General features: G+C 59.7%; 13 protein-coding genes. 10 read left to right on the forward strand and 3 right to left on the reverse strand.

All coding sequences use genetic code 11. The features are described 5' to 3' along the window. Window positions 1-2 precede the first annotated feature (2 nt). The 5 genes from HW556_RS07535 (at window position 3) to HW556_RS07555 (ending at window position 5,704) form a co-directional block, all read left to right on the forward strand. Window positions 3-284: an ATP-dependent Clp protease adaptor ClpS gene (locus tag HW556_RS07535; protein ID WP_176899412.1), complete on the forward strand. Its 282-nt coding sequence runs from the start codon at window positions 3-5 to the stop codon at window positions 282-284. A gap of 99 nt (window positions 285-383) precedes the next feature. After that, a complete protein-coding gene (recR, locus tag HW556_RS07540; protein ID WP_176899413.1) occupies window positions 384-998 on the forward strand; it encodes a recombination mediator RecR in 615 nt (204 codons plus the stop codon). A 155-nt stretch (window positions 999-1,153) separates the two neighbouring features. Then, window positions 1,154-3,154, forward strand: coding sequence for a glycosyltransferase (locus HW556_RS07545; protein WP_176899414.1), 2,001 nt, complete (start codon window positions 1,154-1,156; stop codon window positions 3,152-3,154). Between the two features lie 176 nt (window positions 3,155-3,330). Next, window positions 3,331-4,557: a pyridoxal phosphate-dependent aminotransferase gene (locus HW556_RS07550; protein WP_176899415.1), complete on the forward strand. Its 1,227-nt coding sequence runs from the start codon at window positions 3,331-3,333 to the stop codon at window positions 4,555-4,557. A gap of 127 nt (window positions 4,558-4,684) precedes the next feature. After that, on the forward strand, window positions 4,685-5,704 hold the full coding sequence (locus tag HW556_RS07555; RefSeq protein WP_176899416.1) for a bifunctional heptose 7-phosphate kinase/heptose 1-phosphate adenyltransferase: 1,020 nt from the start codon (window positions 4,685-4,687) through the stop codon (window positions 5,702-5,704). A 68-nt stretch (window positions 5,705-5,772) separates the two neighbouring features. On the opposite strand, the gene HW556_RS07560 is transcribed toward HW556_RS07555, so the two are convergent. The 3 genes from HW556_RS07560 to HW556_RS07570 form a co-directional block, all read right to left on the reverse strand. After that, window positions 5,773-7,197, reverse strand: a complete 1,425-nt coding sequence (locus HW556_RS07560) for a DUF6056 family protein (protein WP_176899417.1) — start codon at window positions 7,195-7,197, stop codon at window positions 5,773-5,775. A 167-nt stretch (window positions 7,198-7,364) separates the two neighbouring features. Then, window positions 7,365-8,399, reverse strand: a complete 1,035-nt coding sequence (hemE, locus tag HW556_RS07565) for a uroporphyrinogen decarboxylase (protein ID WP_176899418.1) — start codon at window positions 8,397-8,399, stop codon at window positions 7,365-7,367. A gap of 102 nt (window positions 8,400-8,501) precedes the next feature. Continuing rightward, window positions 8,502-9,119 (reverse strand): MarC family protein, encoded by a 618-nt coding sequence (locus tag HW556_RS07570; RefSeq protein WP_176899419.1) that lies wholly within the window; start codon window positions 9,117-9,119, stop codon window positions 8,502-8,504. A 115-nt stretch (window positions 9,120-9,234) separates the two neighbouring features. Between HW556_RS07570 and HW556_RS07575 the strand changes: the two genes are divergently transcribed. From HW556_RS07575 to HW556_RS07595, 5 genes are all read left to right on the forward strand, one after another. Further along, complete coding sequence (locus HW556_RS07575) at window positions 9,235-10,449, forward strand: endonuclease/exonuclease/phosphatase family protein (RefSeq protein WP_218136883.1); 1,215 nt, start codon at window positions 9,235-9,237, stop codon at window positions 10,447-10,449. A 92-nt stretch (window positions 10,450-10,541) separates the two neighbouring features. Continuing rightward, on the forward strand, window positions 10,542-12,467 hold the full coding sequence (locus HW556_RS07580) for a RecQ family ATP-dependent DNA helicase (RefSeq protein ID WP_176899420.1): 1,926 nt from the start codon (window positions 10,542-10,544) through the stop codon (window positions 12,465-12,467). A gap of 87 nt (window positions 12,468-12,554) precedes the next feature. Next, window positions 12,555-13,391: a glutamate racemase gene (murI, locus tag HW556_RS07585; RefSeq protein WP_176899421.1), complete on the forward strand. Its 837-nt coding sequence runs from the start codon at window positions 12,555-12,557 to the stop codon at window positions 13,389-13,391. 134 nt (window positions 13,392-13,525) lie between these two features. Further along, entirely contained in the window at window positions 13,526-14,116 is a 591-nt protein-coding gene (locus HW556_RS07590) for a CsgE family curli-type amyloid fiber assembly protein (protein ID WP_176899422.1), read from the forward strand. 47 nt (window positions 14,117-14,163) lie between these two features. Further along, a complete protein-coding gene (locus HW556_RS07595) occupies window positions 14,164-14,589 on the forward strand; it encodes a curli production assembly/transport component CsgF (protein ID WP_176899423.1) in 426 nt (141 codons plus the stop codon). The last annotated feature ends 89 nt before the right edge of the window (window positions 14,590-14,678 follow it).

The raw sequence follows: 14,678 nt of genomic DNA on the forward strand, positions 1-14,678 counted from the left end.
CCATGAACAGCAACCCGCAAATCGAGTACGACGAGGACGTTATGCTCCTGGAAAAGACGACGGATGTGCGCGACCTAATCGTGTACAACGACGACCACAACACCTTCGACCACGTTATCAAAACCCTCGTTGATGTGTGCGGGCACCAGCCCGAACAGGCCGAGCAATGCACGCTGCTTATCCATTACAAAGGCCAGTGCACCGTTAAGCACGGCAGTTACGATGAGCTAGCCAGCATGTGCACCGCCATCCACGACCGCGGCATTTCGGCCGACGTTTTATAATCTGAGCTGTTAGCTGACAGCCGGTAGCGGACAGCTTCTCGTGGAAACGACAGGCGGAAAAAGCTACCAGCCAGCAGCTATCAGCTAACAGCCAACTACATGGAGTTTCCTTCCAAGCTAATTGAAAATGCCGTCGGGGAGCTCTCGAAGCTGCCAGGGGTAGGTAAGAAAACGGCGCTGCGGCTGGCTTTGCACCTGCTGAAGGCCGAAACCGACACCACGGCTTCGCTGGCTGAGGCACTGGCCAAAATGCGCTTCGAGATTCGCTACTGCGACACTTGCCACAACATTTCTGACACGCCCGAGTGCGCCATTTGCGCCAACCACCTGCGCGACCAGAGCACGGTGTGCGTGGTGTCGGACATACGCGACGTAATTGCCATCGAAAACACGGCTCAGTATCAGGGTATGTACCACGTGCTGGGCGGCGTAATTTCGCCCATTGAAGGCATTGGCCCCGGCGACCTCAACATCGACTCGCTATTGGAGCGCATCACCCGCGAGGGCTCCGAAATCCGGGAAGTCATCCTCGCCATTAGTCCCACAATGGAAGGCGACACCACGGCCTTTTACCTCTCGCGCAAGCTGCGCGACCAGCCCGAACTGCACCTTAGCAGCATTGCCCGCGGCATCCCGATGGGCGGCGAACTGGAGTACGCCGACGAAATCACTCTCGGCCGTAGTATCGTCGACCGCCAGCGCCAGGCGCTGTAGGGGAGGAGGCAGAGGGATTGTAGCATGAAGCTCCGGCTTTGCGTGTCGTTGAACGGTTTCCTCGGAAGCCAGCAACGGCACGCGAAGCCGGAGCTTCGTGCTATAGCCCTTCTGTGTAACTTTCGCGGCCCTAACCACTGCCGACGCTCCGCCCTGTGCCGCCCGAAGAAGTTGCCCTGTCCGTTATTATCGTCAACTACAACGTCTGCTACTTTCTGGAGCAGGCGCTGCTGTCGGTGCGGCGGGCGGGCGAGAAGCTGGGCCGGCCGCTGGAGGTGTTTGTGGTCGATAACAACTCGGTGGACGGCTCGGTGGCCATGGTGCGGGCCAGGTTTCCGGAGGTTATCCTCATTGCCAACCACGACAACCCGGGCTTCTCGAAGGCCAACAACCAGGCCCTGCGCGTAGCTAAGGGGCAATATGCGCTGCTGCTCAACCCCGATACGGTGGTAGAGGAAGATACCTTCCGGCTGTGCTGCGAGTTCATGGACGAACACCCGCGCTGCGGCGGCCTGGGCGTGAAAATGCTCGACGGGCAGGGCCGGTTTCTGCCCGAAAGCAAACGCGGCCTGCCCACGCCGGCGGTAGCTTTCTACAAGATATTTGGGCTGGCACGGCTGTTTCCGAAGTCGCGGCGCTTCGGGCGCTACCACTTGGGCTTTCTCAGCCCCGATGAAACCCACGAAATAGCGGTGCTCAGCGGCGCCTTTATGCTGATGCGGCAGGCCGCGCTAGAGGAAGTGGGGCTACTCGATGAGGACTACTTCATGTACGGCGAGGACATCGACCTCTCGTACCGGCTCACGCAGGGTGGCTGGCAGAACTTCTACTATCCCGGCACCCGCATCATCCACTACAAGGGGGAAAGCACGAAGCGCACGAGCGTCAACTATGTGTTCGTGTTTTACCGGGCAATGGTGATTTTTGCCCGCAAGCATTTTGCACCCCAGCGAGCGGGCCTATTTTCGGTGCTGATAAACGCGGCCATCTGGCTGCGGGCGGGCGCGGCGGTGGCCAAGCGGCTGCTGCTGCGGGCCGCCCCCGTGCTGCTCGATGCGGGGCTGCTGTACGCGGGTATGTACCTGCTGAAAACCTACTGGGAGCAGAACCACAAGTACGTGCGCGAGCCCTACCCCGAGCAATATATGCTGATGGCAGTGCCAGCCTACATTGCGGTGTGGCTGGGCTCGGCGTTTCTGAGCGGGGCCTACGACCGGCCGCTGCGGGCCAGTCGGCTGGTGCGCGGCATTGTGGTGGGCACGCTGCTGATTTCGGCCTTTAGCAACTTCCTCGATGCCTGGCGCTTCTCAAAAGCCCTGATTCTACTGGGTGGAATCTGGGCCGTGGCGGCGCTGCTGCTGCGCCGGGCTGCGGGCAATTTTCTGCGCTACCGCCGCTTTGGCCTCACCGAGAGCCAGCAGAAAAACGTGGGCATTGTGGGCTCGGCCGAGGAAAGTCGCCGGGTGCGCCAGCTGCTGGAGCAGGCTGCCGTACCGGCCCGCATTATCGGCTACGTGGAGCCGGCTCCTGTACCGCCAAACCTCAGCGAAACCGCGCCTCCGCCCGACGACTTGCTGGGAGAAGTGCGCCAGTTGGAGGATATTATCCGCATTTATGGGCTCGATGAGCTGGTTTTCTGCGGCCGCGACCTGCCTGCAAGCCAGATTATCGGGCTGATGGCCGGCCTGCCTCAGCACCCGCCGGTAGCCTTCAAAATTCTGCCCCCCGGCAGCCAGTACATCATCGGCAGTTCAGGCAAAGACTCGCCCGGCGACTATTACGCCCTCGATATCACGCTCAACCTGTTCCGTCCTGAGCAAGTACGAAACAAGCGCCTGCTCGACATCCTCAGTAGCCTGCTGCTATTAGCGCTTAGTCCGGTGCTGGTGTGGTTTGAGCAGCACAAAGCCGGTTTCCTGCGCAACTGCCTGCGGGTGCTGGTGGGCTCGCGCACCTGGGTGGGCCTGCGCCACGCCGCTGCGCCGCAAGCTGCTACCCGCGCCATCCTCTCGCCCGCCGATGCTGTGCGCTCCACTGCCCCGCTCACCGAAACCACCCGCCGCCGCCTGGAGTTACTATACGCCAAAGACTACCACCCTGCCACCGACTGGCGCATTATGGTTCAGTGCCTGCGTCAGTTGGGCCGGGAGGAGTAGGGGAAAACGTTAGGCTGAGCGCAGTCGAAGCACCTCTGCCGCAGTGCTAATTCTGCTACTAAGTTGGTGTGGCGACGAAGCGGCGGAGATGCTTCGGGTGCGCTTAGCCTGACGTTCCTTTTTACTCCCTAATCCTCTACCTTCTACCTTTACCCTTCCATCCAACCCCTCTACGCATGCCCGCTACTGTTGCCACCGACCGCGCCCCGCTTGTTCTCTCCGACCGCATCAATGCCATGCAGGAGTCGCAAACCATTGCTATGGCCAAAAAGGCCCGGGCGCTGGCGGCCGAGGGCGTCGATGTGATTAGCCTCAGCTTTGGCGAGCCCGACTTTCAGACGCCCCAATACATAAAGGATGCCGCCAAGCAGGCGCTGGATGAGGGCTACACTTTCTATACGCCTGTACCCGGCTATCTGGAGTTGCGGCAGGCCATCTGCGACAAGTTCCGGCGCGACAACCAACTGGACTACCTGCCCGAAAACATTGTGGTAAGTACCGGGGCCAAGCAGTCGTTGGCTAACGCCGTGCTGAGTCTGGTGAACCCGGGCGACGAGGTGATTGTGTTTTCGCCCTACTGGGTGAGCTATGAGGAAATGGTGCGGCTGGCTGAGGGCGTGAGCGTGCCGCTGATTGGGGCATTCGAAAACAACTTCAAGGTGACGGCCGCGCAGGTCGAGGCGGCCATCACGCCTCGCACTCGGCTCATCATGTACTCCTCGCCCTGCAACCCCACCGGCGCCGTTTTCAGCCGTGAGGAGCTGGCCGAGCTGGCTGCCGTGGTGGCCCGCCACCCTCACATACATGTGCTGGCCGACGAGATTTACGAGTACATCAACTTCGTGGGCGAGCACGTGAGCTTGGCCCAGTTCGATGAGGTGAAGGACCAGGTGATTACCATCAACGGCTTCTCGAAGGGCTACGCCATGACCGGCTGGCGGGTGGGCTACCTGGCCGCCCGGCGCGAAATTGCTGCCGCCTGCGAGAAAATCCAGAGCCAGATTACTTCCGGCACCTGCTCGATTGCTCAGCGGGCCAGCATTGCGGCCCTGGAGGGTGGCCGCGCCTCGGCCGATGAAATGGTGGCTGCCTACCGCCGCCGCCGCGACTTGGTGCTGGAGTTGGCAAAGGACATTCCTGGTTTCCGGACCAACGTGCCCAGCGGCGCTTTCTACTTGTTTCCTGACGTAACCGGCTACTTCGGCCGCACCACAGCGGCCGGCGAAACAATTGCTACGGCCTCCGACCTGGCCATGTACCTGCTCAACGACGCCCATGTGGCCGCCGTCGATGGAGCTGCCTTCGGTGCCCCCGACTGCCTGCGCTTCAGCACCGCCGCCGCCGACGATAAGCTCCGCGAGGCCTTCGAGCGGATTAAGATATCGTTGGCCAAGCTGACGTGAGGCTGCAGCGCGAAGCTCCGGCTTCGCGTGTCATTGCTGAATTGTTGAGGATATCGTTCAACGGTGCGCGAAGCTGGAGCTTCGCGCCACAGCCTATCTTTGCGGCTGCTGAATCAATTCGTTCCTAATGCCTGTTGCCCTGCCGCCCACTTCGCTGCCCGACCTTTTTGCCGCTTTCAACCAGCTGACCGTGCTTATTGTGGGCGACGTGATGCTCGACGCCTATGTGTGGGGCCGCTCGGTGCGACTCTCGCCCGAGGCCCCGGTGCCGGTGGTGAATGTGAGCCGCACCGAGCAGCGCCTGGGCGGCGCGGCCAATGTGGCGCTCAATGTGCAGGCACTTGGCGCCACGCCACTATTGTGTGCTCTGATTGGCGAGGATGTAGGCGGCGACCAGCTGCTGGAGCGGCTGGAAATAAACGGGCTGTCGGCCGAGGGTATTGTGCGTTCGGGTACCCGGCCCACCACGGTCAAGCAACGCATCCTGGCCCACGGCCAGCAACTATTGCGCATCGACTCAGAAGTGGAAACGGAAGCGGATGCCACCGAAAACGAGGCCCTTACGGCCCGGTTTGCCCAGTTGCTGGCGCGGGCCGATGTGGTCATTTTCGAGGATTACGATAAAGGCGTACTTACCGCTAGCAACATCCGCCACTTCATCAGTCTGGCCCGCGAGCGGGAAGTGCCCACCGTGGTCGACCCCAAGAAGAGAAACTTCCTGGCTTACCAGCACTGCAGCCTGTTCAAGCCCAACCTCAAGGAGCTGCGCGAGGGCCTTAAGCTCGAATTCGGCGACCCTACCACCGACCGGGCTGGTTTCGAGGCGGCCGTGGCCCGGCTACGCGAACTACTGGAACCCGATACGGTGCTCGTTACACTATCAGAACACGGTGTGTTTGCCCAGCTTCAGGAGCAGAAAACTTACCTGCCGGCCCACCTACGCACCATTTCCGACGTGTCGGGCGCTGGCGACACCGTAATTAGCATTGCCGCGCTGTGCGTGGCCCTGAACCTGCCGGTTGCGGCCATGGCCGCGTTGGCCAACCTGGGCGGCGGGCTGGTGTGCGAGCAGGTGGGCGTGGTGCCCATCGAGAAGCAGAAGCTGCTACTGGAAGCCGAGCGTCTGGGAACTACCCTAGCGGGCTAATAGAGGGTAATGGATGGGCGTTCATATGCCAAGTACTAGCTAATAGCTGCCAGAATTAAGGCGCGGCCTTACGGAACGGCTCCAACCCGTACGGAGTCGAGGCCGAACCATGTTGCAAGCCTAGTATTGATACCGTAATCCGGACTTTCTGCCAAACCCAGAGGTGGCATAATTATCTGGCGGTTGATAAGCACTGGCTGCGGTTGTAATGTAAGTCTGGAATGCGGCGTAAGCCCGGCCTGCTTTAGTGTTGCGAAACGACTCTGCCATTGCGCGGCAAATGCCGGTGCTTCGTGCCGCAAGTCCAGGTAAGCGTGGCCGCTGGCCATAACTATTACTGCTGCCAAGGCCGCACCCAGCAACCCTCGTGCAGCGGCTGGTATGGGGGTAATAGCAGCGGGCTGGACTGGCAGACTGGCCCAGCCGGCAAGTAGCCACCCTAACAGCCACCACCAAATCAATATGTTCGCGGCCCGCGGAATGAGCGGTATGCGTGCCCAAGTCAGGGCATAAGGCAAAGTGCCTACTATCAGACCAGCCAAGAGTACGGCCGCACTGAGCAGCAGCGGTATTCGCAGGCCCGGGGGGCGGGCCGGCGCTACTTGGGCCGCTATCGGACGCAATAGCAATACAAAGGCCGGAATAACAAGGAAAGCAGGACTGGTGAGCAAATGGCGCAGCAGGGAGAATAGGCGAGCAAGTGCTTCCTGAATAGAGGCAGAAGGCCGTAGGGAGTTGTCCAGCGCTAGGCGTGAGGTATTACCGGGGGCTAGCAAGGCAACTGCGCCAGCCACGGCTAATAGCGTGCCTAACCCCACCCATACCCGGGCGCTGGCCCACTGCCGACGCCATAAGCTCAGCCCAGTACCTAAAAGCATTATCACCGACAGCAGTGCTATGGTAAGCTCGTTGGAGCCGGCCACGGCTATTATACCGGCACCAGCCAACAGGCCCCAAATCCATCGCGCACTGCGGCGTGGTGCCCGCTGCAGGCGGTCAATTGCGAGTGGCACGAGTAACAGCAACCACGCCGGCACTTGGTATACCACTATCTCGGTGAAATAGTAGAGCGCCGAAAATGTGGAAGCAACCATGCTGCTGTAAACCAATGCTAAGCCCGCTGCCAGCAGGCCGGCATCGCGGCGGCGTAGCTGCCGACCAGTTAGTAGGCGTACCACGGCGTACAAGACTATTAGCCGTAGCAGTTGGCTGATAATGGCGGTCAACTGTACCCCTTGCAGCCAGCGGTGGTTTAATGGGTTCCCAACTAGTTGCAACCAATTGGTGAAATAGCGCCCCGACCAATTAATGAATAGGCGTCTTTGGGCACCCCAGAACCCATAAGCCTCGACTTCTGGAGTCCAAGAGAAATCATCGGCATATGGTTGGTTGTAATAGCACAGCAGCAGCAGCGGCAACAGGCCCAAACTCACAACAGTAGCCAACAGCCCCCACCAGTTTCCCGTCACCCAGCGTACTAAACGCGAATCCATGAGCTGCACGCCAATAGCCAGGTAAAAGTGATTATCACGGAGTCAGTACTGTGCCACCAGCATTGATTATGCCGCTTATTAACTGGACCAATTACTCTTTTCGCATCAAACCAATATAAGAAAGGCAGCTTGGTGCAAAAAAAGTAATTGGTCAGAAGATATTTGAGTTAGCCGCGCATTCGGGTGCTATACTCCTTTACCGTTTCAATGAAGACCTTCACATTGTCGGGGTCGGTGTCGGGGTACACGCCGTGGCCGAGGTTGGCAATGTGGCGCTGGGGGCCGAACCGGTCAAGCATGGCTTTGGTGGCTGCCTGAACCTGCGCGGGCGTGCCGAAAAGAGCGCAGGGGTCGAGGTTGCCCTGCAGGGTTTTGTCGGCTACCAGTGGGCGTACGGTGCGCGGGTCCTGGTTCCAGTCGAGGCCGATGGTGCGGCAGGGCAGGGCGGCGAAGTCTTCCATGGCCCAGAAGGCACCTTTAGCAAATACGGTAACCGGCACGTTGGGCAGCGCGGCACAGATTTCGGCAATGTAGCGCTGGCTGAACTCCGCATAATGCGCCGGCGGCAGGATGCCGGCCCAGGAATCGAACACCTGAATGAGGTTGGCGCCGGCCGTTACCTGGGCCTGCAGGTAGGCAATGGTAGTAGCCGTGATTTTACGCAGCAGCTCGTGGGCCAGTTCGGGGTTCTGGTAAAGGAGGCGGCGGGCCTTGCTGAACGTTTTCGAGCCGTGGCCCTCTACCATGTAAGCCAGAATAGTCCAGGGGGCACCGGCAAAGCCGATGAGTGGTACCCGGCCGTTGAGTGCGCGCTTGGTGACGCGCAGTGCCTCCAGCACGTAGCCTAGGTGCTCCTCGGGGTCGGCAATGCGCATGCGGGCTACATCAGCGGCTGTTTTTATGGTTTCGGGGAACAGCGGCCCTTTGGCTTCCACCATCTCGTAGGTCAGGCCCATGGCCTCGGGCACCACCAGAATATCAGAGAAGATAATGGCGGCGTCCACATCGAGCGCATCGACGGGCTGGATGGTGACTTCGGCGGCCAACTCGGGCGTTTCTACCAGTTCCTTAAAGCCACTGAGCCGACCCCGGAGCGCGCGGTACTGGGGCAGAATACGGCCCGCCTGGCGCATGAGCCACACAGGAGTCCGTTCGGTTTCTTCGCCGCGGGCGGCGCGCAGGAGCAGGTCGTTTTTAAGCACGGGTTCTTAAGCTGTCAGCTGATAACTGTTGGTTCTCAGCGTTCTGTTGAAAGTAGCTATTTATAAAGTCGATGAGCGAAGGCCGAAAGCCCTCCGCTTAAATCAATTTACAAATAAGGCCTTAATGGCCGTCATGATGAAGTTTACACCGATGGCCAACGTAATAAAGCCCATAATGCGGGCCAGCGCGGCCAAACCCGGCCGACCCAGAAAGCGCGTGAGCCTGAGCGACGACATGAGGATGATGTAGACGGCCAGGGCCACCAGCACGAAGCCGACGAAGATCAGCCCCATATCGAAATACGTGAGCTTTTTGGTGTACAGGCTGATGCAGACGGCAATGGCACCGGGGCCCGAAAGCATGGGCATGGCCAAAGGCGTGAAGCTGATGTCGTCCTTCTCGCGGCTGGCCTCGATGGTTTCCTGCGACACCTTGCTGCGGTTGCCGCCGGGCGTGAGCAAATCGAAAGCCGAGCGCATGAGCAGAATTCCGCCCGCAATGCGCAGATGGTGAATGTTGATACCGAAGAAGTTGAGCACGTACTGACCCGCGAAAAACGACACCGACAGCACTGCCAGCACCGACAGGCAAGCCTTCAGGCCGATGTTGGCCCGTTCGGCCGCAGTGTCGCTTTCGGTCAGCGACAGAAAAACCGGCATGGCCCCGAACGGATTGACCACGGAGAACAGGGTAGTGAACGTGGCAAGCAGGATATCCATAAGCACTGGCAGGGGCTGGCCGGCAAAGGTACGAGGCTTTAGGCAGCAGGCCACGGGAAAAATCCTAATTTTAGCGAAAACAACTCCTCCACGGTGGGTGCGTAGAGCCTAACTGTTGCTGTGCGCCCCGCTGGGCGAGCGGCGCGGCAACTCCTTTTCCACCCCAATACTTCGCCTAGTGCCCCACTTCGACGACTTTACCTGGCACACACTGGCACAGGCGCTGCTGCTGCTGTTAGCCGCCGCTGCCCTAATTGCCACTTTGCTACCGCTACTGCGCCATACGGTTTGGTGGATCCGCATCTTCGATTTTCCGCGCCTGCAGATTGTGGGCTTGCTGTTGGCGGTGCTGGTAGCAGGCGTGCTGCTGGGCTGGCATCAGCCCACCGGCGGCACTTATTGGATGCCGACGCTGCTGGCGAGCCTGGCGCTGGCTACCGGTTACCAAGCGTTTCGAATTCTGCCCTACACGCCGTTGGCTGGCAAACATGTGGGTGATAGTACCCGCAACGATGGGGAAGGCCATCTGAGCCTGGTGATGATGAATGTGCTGCAGTACAACAAACAGAGCGACAAAGCTTTGCAGGTGCTGCAGGCGGCCGATGCTGACGTTATTATGGCAGTGGAAACCGATGAGTGGTGGCATCAGCAGCTGAAGCCGATGGAGAAAACCCACCCGTATACCTGCCACGAGCCACTCGACAACACGTACGGCCTGTTGTTCTTCTCGCGCCTGCCGCTCGACGGCTGCGAAATTAAATACCTCATCGACGACGATGTGCCCAGCGTGCATGCCAAAGTGCAGCTGCCCGACGGCCGCACCTGGGTACGCGTGTACGGCCTGCACCCCAAGCCCCCGGCCCCTTCCGAGTCGGAGACCAGTACCCGCCGCGACGCCGAGCTACTGCTGGTGGGCCGCGAACTGGAAAAGCGCGACGAGCCCACGATTGTATTCGGCGACATGAACGACGTGGCCTGGTCGCACACCTCCGAACTGTTCCGGCGCATCAGCGGCCTGCTCGACCCGCGGGTGGGACGTGGCCTGCTGCCTACTTTCCATGCCGAATACCGGCTGCTCCGCTGGCCCCTCGACCATGTATTCGTGTCGCCGCATTTCAAAGTCGACGACATGGCGCGGCTCCCTTACGTTGGCTCCGACCACTTTCCCATCTACATCAAGCTCAGTTTTGAGCCCCATGATAAGGCGGAACAGGAGGAAAACTTGGAAGAGTCGGACGCGGATGATGAGCAGGAGGCGGTAGAGAAAATTGAGGAGGGCAAGCAGGAAGAGCGCGAAGAGGAAGCCCAGGAAGCCTCTGAGAAGCGGTAGGGGAGTTTAGAAGATTTATAGTGCCGGCATGCGCCGCATGCTCAGCAGCGCGTTCTTTGTGTTCTTCCCCCAGACCCCAGAGTCCCCCACTCATGCCCGAGCAAGCCACCGACGATATTCTGCACGTGTTGCGCCAGACCTGGGGCCACACCCGGTTTCGGCCGCTGCAGGAAGACATCATTCGGGCAGTGCTGGCTGGACACGACGCGCTGGCACTGCTGCCTACTGGTGGGGGCAAAAGCATTTGTTTCCAGGTGCCTGCGTTGGCCCGGCCGGGGCTCTGTTTGGTAGTGTCGCCGCTGATTGCGCTGATGAAGGATCAGGTGGAAAACCTGCGCCAGCGTGGCGTGAAGGCCGAAGCCGTGTACGCCGGCATGAGCCACCAGGAAATCGACCAGACCCTCGACAACTGCGTGTACGGGCCGGTGAAATTCCTGTACGTAAGCCCCGAGCGGCTCCTGACCGATATGTTCCGGGCCCGGGTGGCCAAAATGAAAGTGAGCCTGCTGGCCATTGATGAGGCGCACTGCGTGTCGCAGTGGGGCTACGATTTCCGGCCGCCCTACCTGCGCATTGCCGAGCTTCGGGCGCTGCTACCGGGCGTACCCTGCATTGCCCTCACGGCCACCGCCACCGAGCAGGTACGCGAGGATATCGTAGAGAAACTGGTGTTTGGCAGCACCCACCGCATATTTCAGCAGAGCTTCGCCCGGCCCAACCTTTCGTACTCGGTGCTCGAAACCGAAGACAAAATGAAGCGGATGCTGGAGGTGGTGCGCGGAGTGGGGGCCGACAAGACGAGCATTGTGTACGCCCGTACCCGCCGCCAGACCGAAGACGCCGCCGCCTATTTGCAACAACAGCGCCTGTCGGCGGCGGCCTACCATGCCGGCCTGCCCTCCGACCAGCGCACCCGCGTGCAGCAGGACTGGATGCAGAACAAAACCCGCTGCATCGTGGCCACCAACGCCTTTGGCATGGGGATCGACAAACCCGATGTGCGGCTGGTCGTGCATCTGGAGGCTCCCGATAACTTGGAGGCTTATTACCAGGAAGCCGGCCGCGCCGGCCGCGACGAAAAATACGCCTTTGCCGTGCTGCTCACCGGCCCCGCTGATGCCGATGAACTGCGCCGTCGCACCCGCCTCAGCTACCCGCCCCTCGATACGGTGCGCCGCGTGTATCAGGCGCTGGCCAACTTCTCGCGCACGGCTGTGGGCGGTGGCGAACTGGTGGCCTTCGATTTCGACTTGCAGCAGTTTGCCGAAACCTACCGTATCAAGGCCCTCGATGCCCACAACAGCCTGCGTACCCTGGCTCGCGAAGGATTCGTGCAGCTGAATGAAGCCGTCAGCAACCCCGCCCGGGTCCATATTCCGATTGACCACACTGACCTCTACCGCTTCCAGGTGGCCAATGTGCAGCATGATCAGCTCATCAAAAGCCTGCTCCGGTTGCACGGGGGCGAGCTGTTTGCCGGTTTTCAGCGGATTTCGGAAAATAGCATCGCCCAGTACCTGCGCCTGAGCGTGATGGAGCTGCGCAAGATGCTGCTGTTTCTGCACCGCTCGGGCGTCATCCAGTTCCAGCCCCGCCACGAGTCGCCTCAAGCCTTGTTTACCACCCCGCGCCACGACGCCGACAAATTACCACTTGACCAGAAGCGCCTGACCAAACAGCGCGAGCTGGCCACCCACAAAACCGATTCGGTCATTCGGTATGCCGCTGGAGGCCGCTGTCGCCAGCAGCTGCTGCTGGCCTACTTTGGTGAGCTGGATGCGCCTGCCTGTGGCGTATGCGACTTTTGCCTGGCCCGCAAAAAGGCCCGCCAGGACTCAGTGCCGCTGCCCGAGCTACGTGCTCAACTGCTGGAGTTAGTTAAAGCCACACCCCAGACGCCCCGCGAAGTACTCACTCACTACGCCCCCGGCCAGGCCTCCGCCATTACCGCCCTGCTGCGCGACTTAGTAGAGCTGGGCGAACTGCGCTACGCCCCCGATGGGCGGTTGAGCGGGTAGGAGCGAGGCAGCGTGTCTTTCTGCTCTTGAGGAGCAAGCCATAAAGCTTAGTAAAGAATCCTGCTTGCACCTCTTACATTAGCCCCAATGAACAATCCGACTTCTCCCGGCAACCTTGCTACCCGCCCCATTGGCGTATTCGATAGCGGCATTGGCGGCCTGACAGTGGCGCGGGCCGTGGCCCAGGTGCTGCCCCACGAGCGGCTGGTATACTTCGGCGACACGGCCCACTTGCCCTACGGCGACAAAAGCACGGCCGCTATTCAGGCCTACGCCGTGAAGATATGCGACCTGTTGCTGCGTCAGCAGTGCAAGGTGATTCTGATTGCCTGCAACTCGGCCTCGGCCGCCGCCTACGAGCTGGTACGCGAATACGTGGGCTCCAAGGCGCAGGTACTCAACGTTATCGACCCCATTGTAGCGCATGTCGGGCGGCAGTACGCGGGCCGCATGGTAGGCCTGATTGGCACCAAGCAAACGGTGAACAGCAACGTATATAAGAAGAAGGTAGATGACCTCGACGCCGGCGTAGATCTGCGCAGCCTGGCTACTCCGCTGCTGGCTCCTATGATTGAGGAAGGTTTCTTCAACGATACCATTGCCGGCAACGTCATCGAAACCTACCTGTCCAACCCTGTGCTGGAAGGAGTGGAGGCGCTGGTGCTGGCCTGCACGCACTACCCGCTAATCAAGGAGCAGATTGCCGAATTCTACCAGGGCCGCACCGAAGTGCTCGACGCCTCCGATGTAGTGGCCCAGCATGTGCGGCAGTACCTGGAGAGTCGGCAGCTATTAGCTCCGGCAGTTGCTGCGCCGCCCCGCCACCACTTCTATGTATCCGATTTCACCCGCTCTTTTGAGGAAAGTACCCGCATTTTCTTCGGCCAGGAAGTGAATTTGGAGCATTATCCGCTGTGGGAGTAGGAGTTTATAAAGTGTTTTTCCGTGCTAAACAAAATTAGTCATATTCATATAGTAAATACTTATATTTAGGCACCAAAAGGGAAGACTAGGTAGTTTGGCCCTTGCGCTTGTGGCTCTTATGCTCCGGCGGTGCTATGAAATATCCGGCTGATTTCGGGCGAAAATGGGGCTTCTGGCTACTGCCATGCCTGTTGCTGCTGGCCCCGGCCGCTCTGGCACAGGGCGTGCGGCAACCCCCGGCCCGCGTGAAGCAGCAAGGCAGCCCTGCGCCAACTCAGGCTCCTTCCAACGAGAGCAAAGCAAACCCGCTTACCCCCAAACAGCTGGAAGAAGCCCTGCGGCTGCTACTCCAGGTAACAGCCGACTCGACTAACACCCAAAAAGTCCAGCGCGGCTTCGAAATAGAGTGCCTCGTCGTTGATCAGACGATCAGCAAGCTCGGGCGCGACTTCTACAGCATGTTTTTTAACACGTTTGAATCCCCGGCCGGCTCGGGCGATTACGTGGTTACGATTACCGAGAAGCCTGCCCGGGGCACCAGCATTCTGGTTACGGTCGCCGTCAACAACATTGATTTGCTCGAAATGCCGCTCCAGCCAAATGAGGAATATATTGATGCTGCTGCCAGCGAAGCGGTTGGCACTGTCACGCAACACCTCATCGAAAACAACCGTCTGGGCAACGAACTGGAAAAGGGCAACAGTCAGCCCTTGGAAGTTTATTAATCCTATCCTCCCTAGCCTCTCCCGTCTCCTCTTTTAACCCATCCCTCATGAAATACCTCTACTGCTCTTTTCTCGCGCTGCTGCTGGCCTTGGTAGCTGCACCAACTGTCAGCGCCCAGGATTTTATATACGAACCTGTCAACCCGAATTTTGGGGGTAACCCATTCAACTACTCATCCTTGCTGAGCGCAGCCACTGCCCAGGATACCTTTAAGGACCCCGCTGCCGAGCAGTCCCGGGCTGTCGAGGATCCTCTGGCCTTATTTGCCACCAACCTTAACCGTCAGATCTTGAGTCAGCTGACTGACCGTTTCATTAGCGACCAGTTTGGCCGAGGCACAGTGCGAGCCGGCAGCTACACGGTGGGCGGCTACCAGATTCAGGTGACACCCGGTTCTAACGGCGTTGTTATCGTCATTGCCGACCCTGCTACCGGCAACCAGACCACAGTTACCATTCCTAACCTGCCTTAGACAATTGGTGAAGTGTCGGCGTCAGACCTCAACTTCTGGCTGCCGGCCTCATGTATCTCAGTGTTTCTTCCTCTCTTCCTCCCTCCGAT

The sequence above is a fragment of the Hymenobacter terrestris genome (assembly GCF_013377905.1).
In the GTDB taxonomy this organism is placed as follows: Bacteria; Bacteroidota; Bacteroidia; order Cytophagales; family Hymenobacteraceae; genus Hymenobacter; species Hymenobacter terrestris.